The organism is Myxococcus sp. AM011 (assembly GCF_013372595.1).
Lineage (GTDB): Bacteria > Myxococcota > Myxococcia > Myxococcales > Myxococcaceae > Myxococcus > Myxococcus eversor.
Genome location: NZ_JABXEM010000002.1, coordinates 24868 through 43126, shown reverse-complemented (window position 1 = coordinate 43126; position 18259 = coordinate 24868). Strand labels below are relative to the sequence as shown.

Below are 18259 nucleotides of genomic sequence, written 5' to 3'. Positions count from 1 at the left end.
CGTCGGAACCCCCCAGTAGAACACCCAGGACAAAGAGCCGAGCAAGCATGGTCAACGGAATTTTCCCGTGTTAACGTTTCAAGAGCCCTGATGATAGCTTCGCGCAGGTTTCGAGAGGCGTGTTGGAGTCGTGGAGGGGCAGCACATCGGCCCGGTGCGCCCAGAGGAGCCGGAAGACACGTGGAGCACCCGTCCGAAGGGCTCGATTTCGGCAAGTACACGTTGCTCGAGCGCATCGCGACGGGCGGCATGGCGGAGATCTTCCGCGCCCGGATGACCGCGGTGGCGGGGGTCACCAAGCCCGTCGTCATCAAGAAGATCCTCCCGGGCTACGCGGACAAGAGCGCCTTCGTCTCCATGTTCGTCAACGAGGCGCGCATCGCCGCGGGGCTGAGCCACGGCAACATCGCCCAGGTCTTCGACTTCGGCGAAGTGGGCGGCCAGTACTTCATCGCGATGGAGTGGGTGGACGGGCATCCGCTGTCACGGGTGCTGCGACGGGCCCGCGAGAAGGGGCTCTACACCCTACCCCAACCGCTGGCCCTGCTGGTGACGGTGGAGGTGCTCAAGGGACTGGCCTACGCCCACACCCGCCTGGATGACCGGGGCCGCCCGCTGCACATCATCCACCGCGACGTCAGCCCGCAGAACGTGCTCCTGAGCTTCGAGGGCCAGGTGAAGCTGGTGGACTTCGGCATCGCCCGGGCGCGGCTCGCGGGCCACGGCGCCAGCGACGAATCCGACGAGACAGAGGCCAAGGGCAAGTACGCGTACTTCGCGCCGGAGCAGGCCCGGGGCCGGGAGCTGGACGCGCGCGCGGACATCTTCGCGGCGGGCACGCTCCTGTACGAGACGCTGTGCGGGCGGCTGCCCTTCGAAGGCGCCATCCCGGACGTGATGCGCAAAATCGCGCTGGGCGACTTTCCGCGCCCCCGCGAGCTGGAGCCGGACATCCCACCGGCCCTGGAGCGCATCCTCCTCACCGCCCTCGCCGTGGAGCGCGACCAGCGCTACCCCACCGCCGAGGCCTTCGCCGAGGCCCTCACCCGCTACCTGCACACCGCCACGCCCGACGTCTCCTCCAGCGCGCTGGCCCACTTCATGGGCTACCTGTTCGAGACGGAGCTGGTGGCGGATGGACGGCCCGTGCTCCTGCCGCGCGAGTTCCTCGCGCAGATGGCTCGCTGGACGCGCGCTCCCGCCGACCGACGCACCGTCCACGAGCCGCCTCCGCTCGACCTGCCTCCGCCGCCCGAGTCCATCCCGGTCCCTCGCGCTCCGACGCCCGGAGAGGGCCGCCGAGAGCGCACCACCCAGCCCATCCCGGCGGTGCCCGGCCCTTCGGAGCCCTCCACCGTTCCGGAGAGTGAAGCGCCCACCGAGCCGCCCCATCCCGCGCCCCGGCCTCCGGGCGGCTTCCGCCTGCCGCGCGCGGTGGTGCTGGGCGCGCCGGTGCTGGCCGCCGTGGGCGTGGCGCTCCTGGTGATGGCGATGGGGCGCAACGGCACCTTCTCCGTGGAGCTGAGCTCCTCGCCCCCCGGCGCCACCATCCGGGTGGATGGCCGCATGTTGGGCTCCGTCACGCCCGCCCTCCTCACCCACCTGCCCGCCGACAGCGAGCACCTGCTGGAGGTCCAGATTCCCGGCATGGTGCCGTGGAGCCAGGTGGTGCGCGCGGAGCGGGGAAACACCCTCGCGGTCCACGCGCGGCTCCGTCCTCGACTGAACACTCCCTCCTCCGGGGCCGCCGCCCTCGCCGAGGACAAGGCCCCGCACGAACCGCTGCTCCAGGACGCGGACTGGGCTCCCGGAGGCCAGCGCCTGTCCGCCGTGAGTCACGCCTTCCGCGTCCCGCTGACGTCCGCCGCGCGCGTGTCGTTGGACCCGGCCCGCACCTACCTGGTGCACACCGAGGGACGCATGTCCCTGGGGGGACCGATGGCCGTGGAGCACGCCGGCTACTTCGTGGAGGGTGACAGCGAACTGCCCGCGCACGAGTCCTTCGGCCTGCTCGGTCCCGACGAGCAGCTCATCCGCCACGCCACCGTCCTCTATGTCTTCGCGCTGGACGCGCGGCGCGAGGACAACCGGGGCGGGCTCCAGGTGCGCGTGCGGGAGCTGGGCGGCCCCACCCATCCGCCGTTCCGCCTGGACGCGCGCCACCACGCGGTGAAGCTCTCGCGCGCGGACCGCTTCGTCCTCCATGCGTTGGACCCGGGCACCACGTACGAAGTGGTGCTGCGCTACACCGCCGAGCCCGCCCGGACGCGGGGCCTGGGCGGCGGTCCCGTGGGACGGGTGCTCGGCCTGGTGGGCACGGACCAGGGCCCCGACGGCTCGCCCAGCGGCCTGGCGCTGCTGGAAGTGGGGCAGCCATCCCGGTTGAGGGGCGCGTCCTGGCTCCAGCTCGCCTTCCCGGACGACAACCTGGCGGACAACACCGGCACCCTGCTCTTGGAGGTCATCCCCACCGCGCAGCCCGAGCGACGCAACGAGCGCCCCACGCGTTGACGGGTTGCTACAGCCGTGCAGCGACCTGTCGCCGAAAAGTTGATCCTCCGGGCCCTCCCCCTACCCTGGGCGACAAGGAGGGCTCAACATGTTGAAGCTGATGGCGGTGGCCGTCGTAGGTGCGGTGGTGCTGGGGACGGTGGGGCTGTCCGGTCGCGTGGATGCGCGGCCAGGGAGCACGGAAGCAGGGCCGACGCAGGCGCAGGTGGAGGCGGCGCTGGACGCACGGCAGAAGGAGCTTCTGGGCATCCTTTTGGAGGCACAGCGAACGGGCGAACGCACGGCGTCGGTTCACCGGTAATCTCGTGGCGTCGAACGCGAACCGGTGCTAAGCCCGGACCTCCTTTGACGTCCATCTGCCCGTGAGGGGGACATGCCTGAAGGGTCCGCGTCACTCAACCAGCTGGCGGTCGGCGACCGGGTCGTCTATCCGAATCAGGGTGTCTGCCGCGTCACCGCCATCGACACGAAAGTAGTGGCGGGACAGAGCCTCGTCTTCGTCACGATGCGCCGGGAGGAAGACGGCGCCGTGGTCATGGTGCCCGAGGCCAAGGTCGTGGCCATCGGCGTGCGCAAGGTCGCCAATGCCGAGGACGTGAAGAGCGTCTTCGCCTTCCTGCGCTCGGACGGCGACAAGGCCGACCTGGACTGGAAGCAGCGCGCTCGCACCAACCTGGAACGGATGACCCAAGGCGGCATCCTGGGCCTGGCCGAAGTCGTGAAGGACCTGCAGATCCTCAGCGAGCTGCGGCCCCTGCCGACCAAGGAGCGTGAGCTGTACGACAATGCCCGGCACCTCCTGGTGTCGGAAGTCGCCGCCGCGCTCGGCACCGCCGAGGTCAACGCCGAAGACGCCATCGACATCGTCCTCTTCCCGCCCGGCCGCGAGCGCCCCAAGCGCACCGCCGCCGAGTTCGCGCGCGGAGAGGAAGACGACCTGGGTCTGGACGGCGACCTGCTGGGGCTCGACGGAGACCTGGACCTGCCCTCCGAGGAGGAGGCGCCGGCCGAGCCCGCCGAAGAGGAGAACTCCGAGGAAGAGGGCGAGGAGTCCGAGGAGAAGTCCTCCGACGAAGACGCCCCCAAGAAGCGCGGCCGTCCGCCCAAGGCCAAGCCCGAGGAGGCCGAGGGCGCCGAGCCCGCCGCTCCGAAGAAGCGCGGCCGTCCGCCCAAGCCGAAGCCGGAGGCGCCTCCTCCTGGCGCCGAGCCCGCCGCGCCCAAGAAGCGCGGCCGTCCGCCCAAGGCCAAGCCGCCCGAGGCGGAGGGCGCCGAGCCCGCCGCGCCCAAGAAGCGTGGCCGTCCTCCCAAGGCGAAGCCCGCCGAGGGTGGCGAGGACTGACAGTCGACACCCGAGTCCCGGGGGCGGTGCTCATGGCCCCCCTCCGAGGGCCCTTTGCGCCGAGGTGACGCCCCGTGATTCGCATCGTGACGCTGGACCCCTTCGAGGAAAAGCCGCTCGCCAAGCTCAAGAGCACGCTCTACACGGCGTTCGGCGTGGGCAGCGAGCACTCCGGCAGCGCGGAGATTCCTCCCGGGCTCGGCGAGCCGCTCGACGCCGAGAAGCTGCTGGACCAGGTGAAGGGCATTCGCGCCTACCAGGATGACAAGGTGCTGCTGCTGACATCGCGCAAGCTGAAGGAGCGCGAGCTGCCCAGCGGCGTGGCCCCCACCCCGGGCTTCTCGCGCCAGGGCAAGGACCGCGCGGTCATCACCCTGCAGCCCCACAAGGACCTGGAGGCCAGCTTCAAGCCGGTGGCCCGCCAGGCGCTCCACCAGCTCGGCCACCTCTGGGAGCTGCACCACTGCCTGGACCCGCGGTGCTCGATGTACCCGCCCTGGACGCCGTCGTTCAACTCGGGCGAGCCCATCTTCTGCACCTTCTGCCGGGAAAAGAGCGAGCAGAAGATTCGCCTTGCGAAGTCCTAGCACCGCACGCGCGCTGCCCCTCCTGGAGCTGGGGGGCCTCTTGCTGGTCGCGCTCCTGGCGCTGCTCTTCCACCTGCGACTGCCGGGCAAGCTCCCCTCCGAGGCGAGCTACCGCGCGGTGGCGGAGCGGCTCCAGGCGGAGGCCCGTCCTGGTGACGCCGTCCTCCTGTTCCCCTGGTGGGCGGAGCGCGCCCGCCTCTTCCTCCCGCCGTCGCTGCCCGTCTACGGCTACCTGGGCTCGGACCGGGATGACCTCTCCGCGCATCCGCGCGTCTGGGTGCTGGGCCAGCCGGAGCTGCCGCGCTCGGACGAGGACGCCTTCCTCGCGAGCTTCCTGCCGGAGCGCCGCGCCGTGGGAACCGCCACGCACGAGGGGCCGCTGTCGCTGGCCCTCTACGAGAATGGTCGCCACCGGCCTCGCCGCTTCGATGCCGCGGACCTCGTGTCTCGCGCGCGGGTGTATCTGGAGTCCGACGACGGTGCGCGCCAGCCCTGTCCCTTCGACGGCACGGCGCACCGCTGCCCAGGGCCGGGCAACGTGTACGTCGCGCGGGAGTGGCACGAAATCCTCTATGAGCCGCGCCGCTGCTTGTGGATGCCCGCGCCGGGTGGAGCGCGGCGCCTCGTCGCGGAGTTCGACGGTGTGCCCGGCGACGTGGGCCTGCGGTTGGAGGGCGGCATCATCTTCGAGTACGCCTTCCCCCGGGACGCGCAGCTGACGCCGGCCGTGCTGGGCGTGGACGACGCGGCCAGTGGCGCGCGGCTGATGGAAGTGGCGATAGCGCCAGGCCAGGAGGGCGTGAAGAAGTCGGAGGTCCATCTGCCTCCGGGCGAGGCGCGCACGGTGAAGGTGTGGGTCCGCTCACAGAATCCGGACCGGCGTGCGGTGTGCCTGGACGTGCTGGGGGTGGAGCCGGCGGTGGGGGTGAAGGAATGATGGGCAGGCCCGCCACCCGGGACGAGAAATACGTGGCGTGGGCGCTGTGGGCGCTCGCCTTCGTGGCGCTGTGGCTGACGGAGTCCGCGGTGGGCTACACGCGCGACGAGAGCGTCTACTTCGCCGCGGCGGAGGGCTACGCGAGCTGGTTCCGGCAGCTCTTCCATTCGCCGGCGAAGGCGCTGACGGACGCGGCCATCGTCCGCGCGTGGGACTACAACCACGAGCACCCCGCGCTGATGAAGACGCTGTTCGGGCTGAGCCACCTGCTCTTCCACGACACGCTGGGGTGGATGCGCTCGGCCACGGCGTTCCGGCTGCCGGCCTTCGCCCTGGCGGCGATGGTGCCCGCGCTGAGCTTCCTGTTTGGCAGCGCGCTGTATGGACGCACCGCCGGACTGTTCGCCGCGTTCGCCTTCATGCTGGTGCCGCGCCAGTACTTCAACGCGGAGCTGGCGTGCTTCGACTTGCCCGTGGCCGCGCTGTGGCTGCTCGTCGTGTACTGCTTCTGGCGGGCGTTGGAGGACACGCGGTGGGGAGTGGCCTGTGGCGTGGCCTTCGGACTTGCGCTGGCCACCAAGCACAACGCGCTGTTCCTGCCCTTCGTGCTGACGCCCTTCGCGCTGTGGCGGGCCTGGACGGCGAGCGAGAGTGAGCCCGAGGCGCGCGGGTGGCTCCTGCGCTTCGTGGGCGTGTTCTCCGCGGTGGCGGTGTTCTACGGGCTCCTCGTCCTGTCACTGGGTGGCGGAGAGGGCTTCCAGCAGAAGTTCCTGCTGCTCAGTCCCCACACGCTGCTCTTCGTCAGCCTCGCGGCGGGCGGCGCGTGGACGCTCAAGGGGATGGAGAAGGTGAGCGCGCCGGTGACGCGGGCGCTGGTCCCGGTGGCGGCGATGGCGGTGCTCGGCCCCGTCATCTTCTATCTGCACTGGCCCTACCTCTGGCACCAGCCGGTGGACCGCACCGCGTGGTACCTGGCGTTCCACGCGAAGCACAACCACTACGCGTGGTTCTATCTGGGCACGCTCTTGCGCGAGCCTCCCTTCCCCCTGTCCTACGTGGTGGTGAAGACGGCCCTCACGGTGCCCACCAGCCTCTTCGCGCCCATGGTGACGGGCTTCGTCGCGCTGGCGGCGCGCGTGGTGCTGGGGCAGCTCGAGCGGACACGCGCCTGGGTGCGCCCCCTGACGATGGCGGAGGCGCTCGTCGGGGTGAACGCGGTGACGTCCATCCTCATCATCAGCCACCCCCAGGTGCCCCACTTCGGCGGGGTGAAGCACTGGTTCCCGTCCATGGTGTTCCTGGGACTGCTCGCCGGACAGGCGGTGTCGCGAGGCTGCGCGGTGCTGGTGGAGCGACTCAAGGAGCGCTGGCCCTCGCTGCCGGGTGTCGCCGTGGTGACGGGCGTGTTCGCGCTGCTCCTGGCGCCCGCGCTGGTGTACTCGGCGCGCGTGTTCCCCTACGGGACGGCGGCCTACTCTGAGCTGGCGGGAGGCGCTGCGGGCGCGGCGACGTTGGGCATGCAGCGCCAGTTCTGGTCCAGCCACGTCACCGGCGTGCTGCCGTGGATCAACGAGCACGCGAAGCCGGGCGCGCGGCTGTTCCTGCATGAGGTGCACGGGGGCTCGTTCCGCGACTACCAGCGCAACGGCATGCTCCGGCCGGACTTGCGCGCGGTGGGCAGTCCCTTCGACGCGGACATCGTCGCGTACCAGTACCACCAGGAGTTTCGCGAGTACGAGTTCCAGACGTGGCAGGCCTTCGGCACGCGCACGCCGGCGACGGGCCTGTACCTGGACGAGACGCCGCAGGTGGTCGTCTACGTCAGGCCCGAGTCACGGTGAGCTGCTGCGACAGCGATTTCGAAACCCATCAACGCCGTGCGGCAGGCGCCCCGCGTCACCTTCACCGGGCCGCGTGTGAGTCCTCCCCTTCCGCGCCCCGTGCGAGCAGGGACGGAAGGACTCGCAGCACGTCGTGCCGGTCCACCACCCGCCATCCATGGCGCGCCGCGAGGTCCGCCAGCTCTTCGGAAGGCTCGAAGGCCACGGGCAGCCCCACCAGCCGGAAGACCTCCGCGTCGGAAGCGGAGTTGCCCATGGCGAGCGAGTCCGCCAGACGGACGTGGTGCAGCACCTCCAGTTCGCGGAGGATGCTCGGCTTGCCTCCCAGCAGCCCCGGGCCCTGGAGCACGCGCCCGGTGTAGCGACTGTTCCGGATGTCCAGGACGGCGGCGCGATAGACATCGATGCCCAGCTCGTAGGCCACCAGGTGGACCAGTTCGATGGGCCCCCCGGAGATGAGGGCCATCAGGAACCCGTTCGACTTCAACATCCGCACAAGGGGACGCACGAAGCCGAACAGCCGGCCCCGGGCTCGAGCCCAGACATCCTCCGCCGCGCGCTCCACGGTGGAGACCGTCACCCCCGCGGCCGCGCGGCCCAGGCTTTGGTAGACCTCCGCCAGGGACGTGTAGAAGTCCGGGCAGCCGGCGTGGTGTCGCTCCACATTGGACATGAACTCCCGCCCCAATTCGGGCTCACAGACGCCTCGCGCCAACAGCTCCCTCACCAGCAACACGCCGAGGGTGTCCGGCGTCAGCGTCCCATCCAGGTCGAGCACCGCGAGCCTTCTCATTCCAAACCTTTCATGGCGCCCCAGTCTTCCGGCCAGGAGGGCCCGCGGCACCCACTCAGGTGTTGACGTAGGGGCCCATGGTTTTGGATGTCGGCTCGGAAAAAATCGTGTCTGGCAATGAACGGCGGGAGCAGGGAGCGCCCGTGCCGGGTTGGCGAGTCATCACGAGACTCCGCCCGACAGTCCAGACGCGTCTCCCCCTGGATAGACACCACCGTCCGCCGGGCGGGGCCACCGGGCGGCCCTGGATGCGGCCGTATTGCCGACGCCCGGCCCCCCGCCCACCTTCGGCGAGAAGGGCTTACGCCCCGGGGGGACTTCCACATGCATCTGTCCAGGCTTCCGTCGATTCTCGCCGTGTCCGCGGCGCTCTGCTTCTCCATCGGCTGCTCCAAGCGGGGCTCGCAATCCCAGGGCGCCGAGCCGCAGGCCAGCACCCAGCCGCCGCCCGAGGCGCCGCCGCCACCGGCCACCGCGGCGGCGGTGCCTCCCGACATGGGGCCGCAGCCGCAGCCGCCCCCGCCGGATGGCAAGCACCACGGCAAGCACCACAAGAGCGCCTCCGCGGCCAACTGCCCCATGTCCGTCTCGGGCGCGGTGGCCCGTGCCCAGGACGTGCCCGAGGGCGTGGCGCTCATCATCAGCACGCCGGAGCCGACGCAGGTGGCGGAGCTTCAGCAGCGCAGCCGCGCCATGCTCCACGAACAGGCGGAGAGCACCCAGCGCGCGCAGCAGGAGACGCCCATGCAGGAGGCCCAGCGAGAGGATTTGGGTGACAGCCCGCTGGAGGAGCAGGACGGCCTGGACGACACCGGCATGGGTGGCTCCGGCTCCGGCATGGCGGGCGCGCCGACGATGCCCTCCAGCGCCAGCGTCCAGGACACGCCGGATGGCGTCATCATCGTCTACACCGCGATGGACCCGAAGAAGCAGAAGCAGCTCAGCGGCGAGGTCCACAAGACGGCGGACCAGATGCAGCCCGGCAAGTGCCCGGGGATGAGCCCCGACATGCCGTGAGCGAGCGTCAGCCCGCGCTCCCCGACGAAGAACTCGGGGGGCGCAGGGCCGCCAGCGCGTAGTCCACCACCGTGTCCGCGTACTCGCGCGTGAGCGGCGCGGTGCGCAGCAGCCAGCGGTGGAACAGCGGGCCGAACAGCAGCTCGACGGCGACGTCCAGGTCCACGCCTGACGCGACCTGTCCCGCCCGCTGCGCGGCCCGCAGCCGCTCCTTCGTCACCTCCAGATTGGGGCGCAGGAGCGTGTCCACGAACTGCCGTGCGAGCACCGGGTCCATCTGCGACTCGGCGGTGAGCGCGCGGGAGGGCACCTCGAAGCGCGGCTCGCACAGCTCGACGACGGTGGCGCGCAGCACCGTCTTCAGGTCCACCGAGACGTCTCCGGTGTCAGGCAGGGCCACCGCTCCGCCCGCCAGCGCGGCGAAGGCGTCCAGCACCAGCGCGCCCTTGTTGGGCCACCACCGGTAGATGGTCTGCTTGCCCACGCCCGCGCGGGCCGCGATGGCTTCAATGGTCAGCCGCGAGTAGCCCATCTCTCCCACCAGCTCGACCACCGCCTTCAGGATGGCCTGGTGCGAACGCCCGCTGCGGCGGGACTCATCGGGCTTCTTCGCGTCACTCATCGCCCGGCAGGCTAGCGGGACTCCGACGACACGCAACGTCTCGTCTTGACAAGGACGCCCGGCATCTCCATGGTGGCCATGGCGAGACGGTCCGTATCGTCTCCATTCCTGCCCTCAGGAGGACGCCATGCGTCGTCGCGCACATATCGCCATGGTCAGCATCCCCGCCCACGGCCACGTGAATCCGAGCCTGGAGGTCATCCGGGAGCTGGTGACACGAGGCCACCGCGTCACCTACGCGAATGATGCGTCCTTCGCGGAGCGCATCGTCGAGACAGGGGCGGAGCTGGTGCCCTACCCGTCGACGCTGCCGCGCGAAGGCGTCGCGGACCGGAGCTGGCCGGAGGACACCATCGGTCAGCTCGCTGTGTTCCTCGACGACGCCATCGCCCTGCTCCCGAGGCTCCGCGCCGTCTACGGGCAGGACAAGCCGGACCTCTTCCTCTACGACATCGCGGGCTACGTCGCGCGCATCCTCGCGGAGAACTGGGGGCGGCCGGCCATCTCCCTCTCGCCCACCTTCGTCGCGTGGGAGGGCTACACCGAGGAGATGGCGCCGATGATGGAGTCGCTGCGAGCGGCTCCCGGTGGCGCCGAGTACTTCCAGCGGTTCTCCTCATGGCTCACGGAGTGCGGCGTGGCCCAGACGGAGTCCACGCTCTTCGTGGGGCTGCCACCGCGCTCGCTCGTGCTCATCCCCCGGGCGATGCAACCGCAAGCGGACCGCGTGGACACGAGGCGCTACACCTTCGTGGGCCCCTGCTTCGACGAGCGTCCCCGGCAGGGCACGTGGAAGCGGCCCGAGGGCGTCGAGAAGGTGCTGCTCATCTCGCTCGGCTCCACCTTCACGAACCAGCCGGCCTTCTATCGCCACTGCATGGCGGCCTTCGGAGACCTGCCCGGCTGGCACGTGGTGCTGAACATCGGCCGGCACGTCGAGCGCGCGGAGCTCGGAGAGGTTCCCCGCAACTTCGAGGTGCATCCGTGGATACCGCAGCTCTCGGTGGTGAAGCAGTCGGACGCCTTCATCACCCACGCGGGCATGGGCAGCACGCAGGAAGCGCTTTGGGGCGGAACGCCCATGATTGCCGTGCCCCAGGCCACGGACCAGTTCACCAACGCGGACCGCATCGTCGAGCTGGGTGTCGGCGTGCGACTCGACACGGAGAAGGCCACCGCGGAAGCGCTGCGCGAAGCACTCCGCCACATCACCACGGACGAGAACATCGCGCGGCGAGTGGCGGCGGTCCGTGACGAGCTGAGAGACGAAGGAGGCGTGAGGCGCGCCGCGGACCTCATCGAGGCGGCACTTCCGGCCCTCGACTGAGGAGCGAGCGCCCCGCGCGAACACACGGACCGGCCGGCCCGAGGAGCCCGGCGCCGGAAGTGACACGAGCCTTCCCCTCTCGGGCCGCACTGGCTTGGTCGACGTGTCGCTCGAGTGGGGGTGGTAGCCTTTCGGGCCCATGGAAAGCCCGGCCCCGCCCTCCGCGCAGTCCCTCGCCTCCGCCAGGCCCGGGCTGATGACTCGCTTCGGGCCCGGCATCCTCGTCGCCGCCACGGGCGTGGGCGCGGGAGACCTGCTCACCGCCAGCCTGGGAGGCTCCGCGGTGGGAGTGGCCATCCTCTGGGCCGCCGTCGTGGGCTCGGTGCTCAAGGGGTTCCTCAACGAGGGCGTCGCGCGCTGGCAGCTCGCCACCGGCACCACCGTGCTGGAGGGTTGGGCGCGGCTGGGCCCGGGCCTGCGCAACGTCTTCTTCGTCTACCTGCTCGGCTGGAGCTTCTTCACGGGCGGCGCGCTCATCTCCGCGTGCGGCGCGGCGGGAGATGCGCTGTGGCCACTCGGTGGAGACCCGGAGACGTCCCGACGCATCTGGGGCGTGGTCCACTCGCTCGTCGGGCTGGCACTCGTCGGGCTCGGAGGTTTCCGCCTCTTCGAGAAGCTGATGGCGGCCTGCATCGCGCTGATGTTCGGCGCGGTCCTCTTCGCCGCCGTGGGTTCGCAACCGGACTGGGCCGCCGCCGCACGCGGGCTCGTGATTCCCTCCCTGCCCGACAAGGGCACCGTGTGGGTGCTGGGCCTCCTGGGCGGCGTGGGCGGCACGGTGACGATGCTCTCGTATGGCTACTGGATTCGAGAGAAGGGCCGCGAGGGCCCTCAAGGCTTGAAGACCTGTCAGGCGGACCTCGCCGTGGGCTACGCGCTCACGGGGATGTTCGGCGCGGCCATGGTCATCATCGGCTCGACGCTGCGCCTGGAGGGCAGCGGGCTGAAGGTGGCGTCACTTCTCGCCACCCGACTGGAAGCGGTCATCGGCCCCGCCGGCTACTGGGTGTTCCTCGCGGGTTTCTGGGGCGCGGTCTTCTCCAGCCTGCTGGGCGTCTGGGAAGGCATTCCCTACCTCTTCGCGGACTTCCTGCGCATCCACCGCAAGCGCGAGCCGGGGCCACCGGTGGACCTGCGCAAGACTCGCGCGTGGCGGCTGTACCTGGTGGCGCTCGCCATCGTCCCGCTGCCCATGCTCTGGGCACCGCTCCAGCGCGCGCAGCTCGCATACGCCATCGTCGGCGCGCTGTTCATGCCGCTGCTCGCCGCCACCCTGCTGTGGATGAACAACCGACGCGCCTGGGTGGGCGCCCTGCGCAACGGCTGGCTCACCAACGCCGCGCTCGTCGCCACCCTGCTCCTCTTCCTCGCCGTCGGTCTCCAGGAGGCACTCGACGCACTGCGCAAGCTGCGTGGGCCTTGAGCCTGAACGCACGCTGGCGAGCCAGGAGCGAGGATGTGAACTGGCGGTCGTTGCGTCCGCTGGAGGGTGTACGAGCGAACGGCATGGCCTCCCCGAAGCACGAGGCTCGAAGTAGGCTGAGCGGCGCTGACGGTCGTTCTTCCACGCCCCTCAGGAGGGACACATGAAGCGCTGGAGTACGTTGCTCACGGTGGCGGCGCTGTGCGCGGGTTGTCAGAACGGCGGCAAGGACGACCGGCCCACACGCGCGCAGGTTCGCAAGACGGGACCCGCGACGATGGAGGTCATTCCCTCCGCCGGGCAGCTCCCCTACTGCATGCTCTACACGGTGTCGCAGAAGGGGGTCATCCGCCAGCTCACGCTGACGCGGGAGAACCGCTCCATCCGCTGCGACGCGAACAAGCCCATCGCCAACACCAGCTTCCGCGTCCCCACGCAGGAAGGAAAGGTGAAGGTCTACATCTTCTTCTCCGACGACCGCATCCCCGCGGGCCCCGTCGCGCAGCAGCTCTATGACTTGCGCGGACAGGACCGCATCAACGCGATGGACCTGCGCCTGCCCGGACGCGTCTACGTGGAGACGTTGGACTTCTCGCCCGAGGAAGCCACCGCGGAGATGACCGGCGCGGTGGTGGGCTCGCACGGTGAGGTCAACGACGGGGGCCCCGGCTCCGCGAACGCCACGGACATGGGCGCCACGGTCATCGGAGACGGCGGAACCACCGGCGCCCTGCCCGCGGCCTCGGACGACGGCACCTGAGTCCGTCATCCCCGAGGGAGGCGCTCGCCTCCCCCGGGACGACGTGAGGTCACCAGGCCTCGCGGGCCATGGCCAGCAGGTCGGCCTCCACCACCTTGCACGGGTTGCTCAGGTGAGAGGCGTCCAGGAAGGCCTTGTCGGCGATTTTCGCCAGGTCCTCTTCCTTGACGCCCACGTCGCGGAGCCGCGCGGGGATGCCGATGGCCGCGTTGAGCTTGCGCACCCGGTCGATGGCGTTGCTCGCGAGCACGTCCTCCCGGGCGTTGGTGGTGTCACCCATCGCCACCGCCACACGCGCCAGCCGCGTCGTGCTGGAGGCGCGGTTGAACTCCATCACCACCGGAAGCACGACCGCGTTGGCCAGGCCATGGTGCACGCCGGAGATGGGCGTCAGCGCATGCGCCAGCGCGTGGCACGCGCCCAGGCCCTTCTGGAAGGCCATCGCACCCTGCATCGCGGCGATCATCATGTCCGTGCGCGCCGCCAGGTCCTTGCCCTCGCGCACCGCCGTCACCAGCGAGCGACTCACGCGCTGGATTCCGTCGATGGCCACCGCGTCCGCCAGCGGGTGGAAGCCATTGGCCAGGTACGCCTCCAGGCAATGCGTGAAGGCATCCATGCCGGTGGCCGCGGTGACGCCAGGAGGAAGCCCCACCGTCAGCTCCGGGTCGACGATGGCGGCGCGAGGCAGCAGGGCCGGGCTGAAGATGACCGTCTTGCGCCCCGTGTCCGCCAGCGTCACCACGCCCGAGCGACCCACCTCCGAGCCCGTGCCCGCCGTCGTCGGGATGGCGATGAGCGGAGGCAGGTCGTCCTTCACATACTGGTCGCCGCCCTTCGCGTCGTCGTAGCGACTGAGCGGAGGCTCGTGGGTGGTGAGCAATTGCACCAGTTTGCCCGCGTCCAGCGCGCTGCCGCCGCCCAGCGCGATGAGCCCGTCGCACTTGTGGTGGCGATAGGCCTCCAGGCCGGCGAAGACATCCTTCTCGGTGGGATTGGGTTCCACGCCGTCGAAGACGGCGCACTCCAGGCCCGCCGTCTTCAGGACTTCGAGCACGCGGGAGGCGAGCCCCGCCTTCACCACGCCCGCGTCCGTCACCAGGAGCGGGCGCTTCATGTTCAAGCGCTGCGCCTGGGCGGGCAGTCGCTGGAGCGCGCCGGCACCCAGGACGATGCGGGTGGGCCACGCCATCTCGGTGATACGGGGCTCAGCGGGAATGTCGAACGGCTTCATCGCGGGTTCCTCCCTCGGGCTCATCAGATGAGCTCCAGGTAGCGCTCCAACTCCCAGCTGGTGACGGCGCGCTCGTACTGGCGCACCTCCCACTCGCGCGTGCGTACGAAGTGGTCCACGAAGCCCTCGCCCAGGATTTCCCGGGCGCGCTCGCTCTGCTTGAGCAAGGCCACGGCTTCCTTCAGGTTGCGCGGCAGCGGCGCGGCCTCATGAGACGCGTACGCGTTGGAGTTGCACGCGGGCGGCGGCTCGATTTCGTTCTCGATGCCCCACAGGCCCGCGGCCAGGCTCGTCGCCATGCCGATGTACGCGTTCATGTCCGCGCCGAGCTGGCGGTATTCAATCCGCATCGCCTTGGCGTTCTCACCGATGACGCGCACGGCGCAGGTGCGGTTCTCCAGGCCCCATGCCGCGGTGGTGGGCGCCCAGGTGTTCTCCACGCTGCGCTTGTAGCTGTTGATGGTGGGCCAGTAGAGCGCCGTCAGCTCCGGCATCAGCGCTATCTGCCCGCCGATGTAGTGGCGCATGAGGCGGCTCATGCCGTGCGGCTCGTCCTCTTCGTAGAAGAGGTTGTGCTCGCCCTTCATGTCCCAGAGCGACTGGTGCACGTGCCCCGAGCACCCCGGCAGCTTCGCGTTCACCTTGGCCATGAAGCACGCGGTGAGGCCCTGGCGCGAGCACAGCTCCTTCACCACTGTCTTGAAGAGAGCCGCCTTGTCCGCCGAGCGCTCCACGTCGTCGTAGCGGATGGCGGCCTCGAAGACGCCGGGCCCTGTCTCGGTGTGGAAGCCCTCGATGTTGAGGCCAAAGCCGTTGCACCCGTCGATGAGCGCGTGCACCAGCGGCGCGTTCTGAGACGTGCGCAGCCACGAGTAGCCGAACATGCCGGGCGTCAGCGGCGTGAGGTCCTGGAAGCCCTTCTGCTTCAGCGAGTCCGGCTGCTCCTTGAAGATGAAGAATTCATACTCGGCGCCGAAGCGAGGCAGGTAGCCCTGCTCCCTCGCGCGGGTGGCGATCTTCTGGAGCAGTTGCCGGGGACTGGCCTCGAAGGGCGTGCCGTCCGGATTGACGAAGTCGAGCAGGAAGGCCGCGGTGTCGGGCTCCCACGGAATCACCCGCCCCGTCGTCACGTCGACCGTCGCGTGCGCATCCGGGTAGCCGGTGTGCCAGCCCGTCACCTGGGTGTTGTCGAGCAGCTCGTCGCCCAAATCCCAGCCGAAGACGACGTCGCAGAAGCCCAGGCCGCCCTTGGCGGCGCTGAGGAACTTCTCCAGGGAGATGTACTTGCCGCGCCAGACACCGTCGATGTCGATGGCGCCGACCTTCACCTTCTTCACGCCGTTGTCGTCGAGCCAGCGCTTGAGCGTGTCGGTGCCGCCCGAGTCCCGGGGCACGGCGCCGCCGCGCACGGGGCCTCCGCGCTCCTTGGCGCGGGCCCGGCGGGCCACGGTCGGATGCGTGAGTACCTTCGCCTTGGGACGGGTCGGCATCGGGACCTTCCTTCCTGGGGTGAGGGAGTGCTCAGGTGTCCGTCGGCAGCCGCGTCCACACCGCCTTGCACTGGAGGTAGCCTTCCAGCGCGTGGTGCGACAAATCGCGGCCCCAGCCAGACTCCTTGTAGCCGCCGAACGGCGCGGCATCGTCGAACTCGTTGAAGCAGTTGATCCACACCACGCCGCTCTTCACCTTGCGGGCCAGCGCGTGCGCCTTCGCCACGTCGCGCGTCCACAGCGACGCGGCCAGGCCGTACAGCGTGCCGTTGGCCAGCTCCAGCGCGTGCGCGTCATCACGGAAGCGAAGGCAGCTGAGCACCGGGCCGAAAATCTCCTCCTGGGCGATCTTCATGTCCGGCTTCACGTCGCCGAAGATGGTGGGCCGCATGAAGTAGCCCTTCGCCTTGATGCTCTCCGTGTCGCGCTCGCCACCGGCCAAAAGCTTCGCGCCCTGCTGACGACCGCTCTCGACGTAGCCGAGGATGGTGTCGAGCTGCTTCTGGCTCACCTGCGCGCCCATCTCCGTGGAGGGGTCCAGCGGGTCACCGACGCGCAGCTTGCGGGCGCGCTCGGCCAGCTTGCCCACGAAGTCGTCGTAGATGCCCTCCTGCACGAGCACGCGGCTGCCCGCGTTGCACGTCTCACCCTTGTTGCCGAAGATGCCCCAGAAGCACGCCTCCACGGCGCGCTCCAGGTCCGCGTCGGAGAAGATGACCTGGGGGCTCTTGCCGCCCAGCTCCAGCGTCAGCTTCTTGAGGTTGCTGCCCGCCGACGCCTGCATCAGCCGGCGCGCGGTGCGGCCGGAGCCGGTGAAGGAGATTTTGTCCACGTCCGGGTGCCGAGCGAGCGCCTCGCCCGCGGGGTCTCCGTAGCCGGTGACGACGTTGAGGACGCCGGGAGGGAAGCCCGCCTCCAGCGCGAGCGCACCCAGCTTCATCGCCGTCAGCGGCGTCATCTCGGAGGGCTTCACCACCACGGTGCAGCCGGCGGCGAGCGCGGGTCCCAGCTTCCAGCAGAGGATGCAGGTGGGGTAGTTCCACGGGACGATGAGGCCCACCACGCCCACCGGCTCCTTGAGCACGTAGGTGTGGAAGGGGCCGTCCACCGGGAGCACCTCGCCGTGAATCTTGTCCGCCCAGTCCGCGAAGTACGCGAGCGTGCCGGCGCCCGGGGCCACGTCGCCTCGGACGGCGTCGCGGAACGTCTTGCCGTTGTTGAGCGACTCGACGAGCGCGAACTCCTCGCGGCGCTGCCACAGCAGGTCGGCGAGCTTGCGGATGAGCTTGCCGCGCTCGCGGGCGGACATCCTGCTCCACGGGCCGGACTCGAAGGCGCGACGGGCGGCCTTTACCGCGCGGTCCACGTCGGCGGCGGTGGCGCTGGGTACGTCGCACACCTTCTCACCCGTGGCGGGATTCACCACCGGGAGAAAGCCCCCTTCGACGGGGTCCACGCCCTGCCCATCGATGAGCAGTTGCAGGACGGGCAGCCGGGGGGAGAGCGAGCGGGCGTCTAGCATGGGGATTCCTCGGGGCACACGGGGGCGTTCCAGACAGATTGGCCAGGAGCGAACACAGGTGGCACGACAGGGTAGGAATGACGTCCAGACGCGGCAACCTGCGGTGGTGAAGAACGTCTTGTTGCTGAAAGCGGGTGAGGCCGCGGAGTCGGTGCGCCTCAGTGTGGGTGATTACGAGCAGTGGTTCCTGAGCACCATCGGACTGGAGGGCCATCGGTTCGACATCCTCCCGGTGCACCGCGACGCGCCGTTGCCACGGGACGCGCATGCGTATGACGCGGTGATGATGACCGGCTCTCCTCTGTCAGTGACGCGGCTGGAGCCGTGGATGGAGCGCGTCGCGGACTTCATGGTGGAGGCCGGGGAGAAGGGCACGCCGGTGTTGGGAGTGTGCTTTGGTCATCAGTTGCTCGCGCGCGCGTACGGTGGGCAGGTGGCGCGAAATCCACTGGGCCGGGAGACGGGCACGGTGGAGGTGAGGCTCACCGAGGCGGGGCGTCGGGACGCGCTGTTCGACGGGGTGCCAGAGGTCTTCGCTGCCCAGGCGACGCACGAGGACATCGTCGCCCAGGTGCCCGAGGGCGCGACGGTGCTCGCGGGCAACGCCAACACGGCCGCGCAGGCGCTCGCCTTCCGTCCCAACGTCCGGGGCGTGCAGTTCCACCCGGAGGCGGCTCCGGACGCACTGCGCGCTGTCATCCACGCGAGACGCGAGGGACTGGAACAGGAGGCCGTGGCGAGGGGGATTGCGCCCGGTGCGCAGGTGCCAAGGCTGCTCGAGGGCCTGGCTCCCACTCCCGCTGGGAGGCGAATCCTGATGAACTTCCTGGAGCGCTTCACCTGACCCCCACCGAGG

General features: G+C 70.0%; 16 protein-coding genes. 11 read left to right on the top strand and 5 right to left on the bottom strand.

Annotated elements, in window-relative coordinates; genetic code table 11:
• Positions 1-180 precede the first annotated feature (180 nt).
• From HUW62_RS00870 to HUW62_RS00845, 6 genes are all read left to right on the top strand, one after another.
• Positions 181-2511: a serine/threonine-protein kinase gene (locus HUW62_RS00870; protein WP_163865229.1), complete on the top strand. Its 2331-nt coding sequence runs from the start codon at positions 181-183 to the stop codon at positions 2509-2511.
• Between the two features lie 88 nt (positions 2512-2599).
• Complete coding sequence (locus HUW62_RS00865; RefSeq protein WP_163865230.1) at positions 2600-2812, top strand: hypothetical protein; 213 nt, start codon at positions 2600-2602, stop codon at positions 2810-2812.
• Between the two features lie 72 nt (positions 2813-2884).
• Complete coding sequence (locus HUW62_RS00860) at positions 2885-3850, top strand: CarD family transcriptional regulator (protein WP_163865231.1); 966 nt, start codon at positions 2885-2887, stop codon at positions 3848-3850.
• Positions 3851-3924: 74 nt separating this feature from the next.
• Positions 3925-4437 (top strand): hypothetical protein, encoded by a 513-nt coding sequence (locus HUW62_RS00855; protein ID WP_163865232.1) that lies wholly within the window; start codon positions 3925-3927, stop codon positions 4435-4437.
• Positions 4424-5374, top strand: coding sequence for a hypothetical protein (locus HUW62_RS00850; RefSeq protein WP_176433275.1), 951 nt, complete (start codon positions 4424-4426; stop codon positions 5372-5374). Before HUW62_RS00855 ends, HUW62_RS00850 begins: the two co-directional genes overlap by 14 nt.
• Positions 5371-7215 carry a glycosyltransferase family 39 protein gene (locus HUW62_RS00845; protein WP_176433274.1) on the top strand — a complete coding sequence of 615 codons (1845 nt, stop codon included), beginning with the start codon at positions 5371-5373 and terminating at the stop codon, positions 7213-7215. Before HUW62_RS00850 ends, HUW62_RS00845 begins: the two co-directional genes overlap by 4 nt.
• A 61-nt stretch (positions 7216-7276) precedes the next feature.
• Here the strand turns inward: HUW62_RS00845 and HUW62_RS00840 are convergent, their stop codons facing one another.
• Positions 7277-8008 carry an HAD family phosphatase gene (locus tag HUW62_RS00840; RefSeq protein ID WP_176433273.1) on the bottom strand — a complete coding sequence of 244 codons (732 nt, stop codon included), beginning with the start codon at positions 8006-8008 and terminating at the stop codon, positions 7277-7279.
• Between the two features lie 324 nt (positions 8009-8332).
• Here HUW62_RS00840 and HUW62_RS00835 point away from each other — a divergent pair, with 324 nt between their 5' ends.
• Complete coding sequence (locus tag HUW62_RS00835) at positions 8333-9025, top strand: hypothetical protein (RefSeq protein WP_176433272.1); 693 nt, start codon at positions 8333-8335, stop codon at positions 9023-9025.
• A gap of 7 nt (positions 9026-9032) precedes the next feature.
• Here HUW62_RS00835 and HUW62_RS00830 read toward each other — a convergent pair whose 3' ends face one another.
• Positions 9033-9647: a TetR/AcrR family transcriptional regulator gene (locus tag HUW62_RS00830; protein ID WP_176433271.1), complete on the bottom strand. Its 615-nt coding sequence runs from the start codon at positions 9645-9647 to the stop codon at positions 9033-9035.
• Positions 9648-9774: 127 nt separating this feature from the next.
• Between HUW62_RS00830 and HUW62_RS00825 the strand changes: the two genes are divergently transcribed.
• The 3 genes from HUW62_RS00825 to HUW62_RS00815 all read left to right on the top strand — a co-directional run bounded on the left by HUW62_RS00825 (position 9775) and on the right by HUW62_RS00815 (position 13157).
• The gene (locus HUW62_RS00825) at positions 9775-10974 is read left to right on the top strand and encodes a macrolide family glycosyltransferase (protein WP_176433270.1); all 1200 of its coding nucleotides are present in this window, start codon (positions 9775-9777) and stop codon (positions 10972-10974) included.
• Positions 10975-11113: 139 nt separating this feature from the next.
• The gene (locus HUW62_RS00820; RefSeq protein WP_163865239.1) at positions 11114-12397 is read left to right on the top strand and encodes an Nramp family divalent metal transporter; all 1284 of its coding nucleotides are present in this window, start codon (positions 11114-11116) and stop codon (positions 12395-12397) included.
• A gap of 163 nt (positions 12398-12560) precedes the next feature.
• Positions 12561-13157 carry a hypothetical protein gene (locus HUW62_RS00815; RefSeq protein WP_163865240.1) on the top strand — a complete coding sequence of 199 codons (597 nt, stop codon included), beginning with the start codon at positions 12561-12563 and terminating at the stop codon, positions 13155-13157.
• A gap of 49 nt (positions 13158-13206) precedes the next feature.
• On the opposite strand, the gene HUW62_RS00810 is transcribed toward HUW62_RS00815, so the two are convergent.
• The 3 genes from HUW62_RS00810 to HUW62_RS00800 are packed head-to-tail and all read right to left on the bottom strand — an operon-like array spanning position 13207 to position 17403.
• The gene (locus tag HUW62_RS00810) at positions 13207-14391 is read right to left on the bottom strand and encodes an iron-containing alcohol dehydrogenase (protein ID WP_176433269.1); all 1185 of its coding nucleotides are present in this window, start codon (positions 14389-14391) and stop codon (positions 13207-13209) included.
• A gap of 23 nt (positions 14392-14414) precedes the next feature.
• Entirely contained in the window at positions 14415-15881 is a 1467-nt protein-coding gene (locus tag HUW62_RS00805) for a glutamine synthetase family protein (protein ID WP_176433268.1), read from the bottom strand.
• Between the two features lie 31 nt (positions 15882-15912).
• The gene (locus tag HUW62_RS00800; protein WP_176433267.1) at positions 15913-17403 is read right to left on the bottom strand and encodes an aldehyde dehydrogenase family protein; all 1491 of its coding nucleotides are present in this window, start codon (positions 17401-17403) and stop codon (positions 15913-15915) included.
• Between the two features lie 58 nt (positions 17404-17461).
• Here HUW62_RS00800 and HUW62_RS00795 point away from each other — a divergent pair, with 58 nt between their 5' ends.
• Positions 17462-18247: a glutamine amidotransferase gene (locus tag HUW62_RS00795; protein WP_368670316.1), complete on the top strand. Its 786-nt coding sequence runs from the start codon at positions 17462-17464 to the stop codon at positions 18245-18247.
• Positions 18248-18259 lie beyond the last annotated feature (12 nt).

Bases quoted from the DNA above. Each gene is read 5' to 3' on its own strand.
- HUW62_RS00865 (WP_163865230.1), top strand. From the start codon at position 2,600: ATGTTGAAGCTGATGGCGGTGGCCGTCGTAGGTGCGGTGGTGCTGGGG.
- HUW62_RS00860 (WP_163865231.1), top strand. From the start codon at position 2,885: ATGCCTGAAGGGTCCGCGTCACTCAACCAGCTGGCGGTCGGCGACCGG.
- HUW62_RS00845 (WP_176433274.1), top strand. From the start codon at position 5,371: ATGATGGGCAGGCCCGCCACCCGGGACGAGAAATACGTGGCGTGGGCG.
- HUW62_RS00840 (WP_176433273.1), bottom strand. From the start codon at position 8,008: ATGAGAAGGCTCGCGGTGCTCGACCTGGATGGGACGCTGACGCCGGAC.
- HUW62_RS00835 (WP_176433272.1), top strand. From the start codon at position 8,333: ATGCATCTGTCCAGGCTTCCGTCGATTCTCGCCGTGTCCGCGGCGCTC.
- HUW62_RS00830 (WP_176433271.1), bottom strand. From the start codon at position 9,647: ATGAGTGACGCGAAGAAGCCCGATGAGTCCCGCCGCAGCGGGCGTTCG.
- HUW62_RS00825 (WP_176433270.1), top strand. From the start codon at position 9,775: ATGCGTCGTCGCGCACATATCGCCATGGTCAGCATCCCCGCCCACGGC.
- HUW62_RS00820 (WP_163865239.1), top strand. From the start codon at position 11,114: ATGGAAAGCCCGGCCCCGCCCTCCGCGCAGTCCCTCGCCTCCGCCAGG.
- HUW62_RS00815 (WP_163865240.1), top strand. From the start codon at position 12,561: ATGAAGCGCTGGAGTACGTTGCTCACGGTGGCGGCGCTGTGCGCGGGT.
- HUW62_RS00810 (WP_176433269.1), bottom strand. From the start codon at position 14,391: ATGAAGCCGTTCGACATTCCCGCTGAGCCCCGTATCACCGAGATGGCG.
- HUW62_RS00805 (WP_176433268.1), bottom strand. From the start codon at position 15,881: ATGCCGACCCGTCCCAAGGCGAAGGTACTCACGCATCCGACCGTGGCC.
- HUW62_RS00800 (WP_176433267.1), bottom strand. From the start codon at position 17,403: ATGCTAGACGCCCGCTCGCTCTCCCCCCGGCTGCCCGTCCTGCAACTG.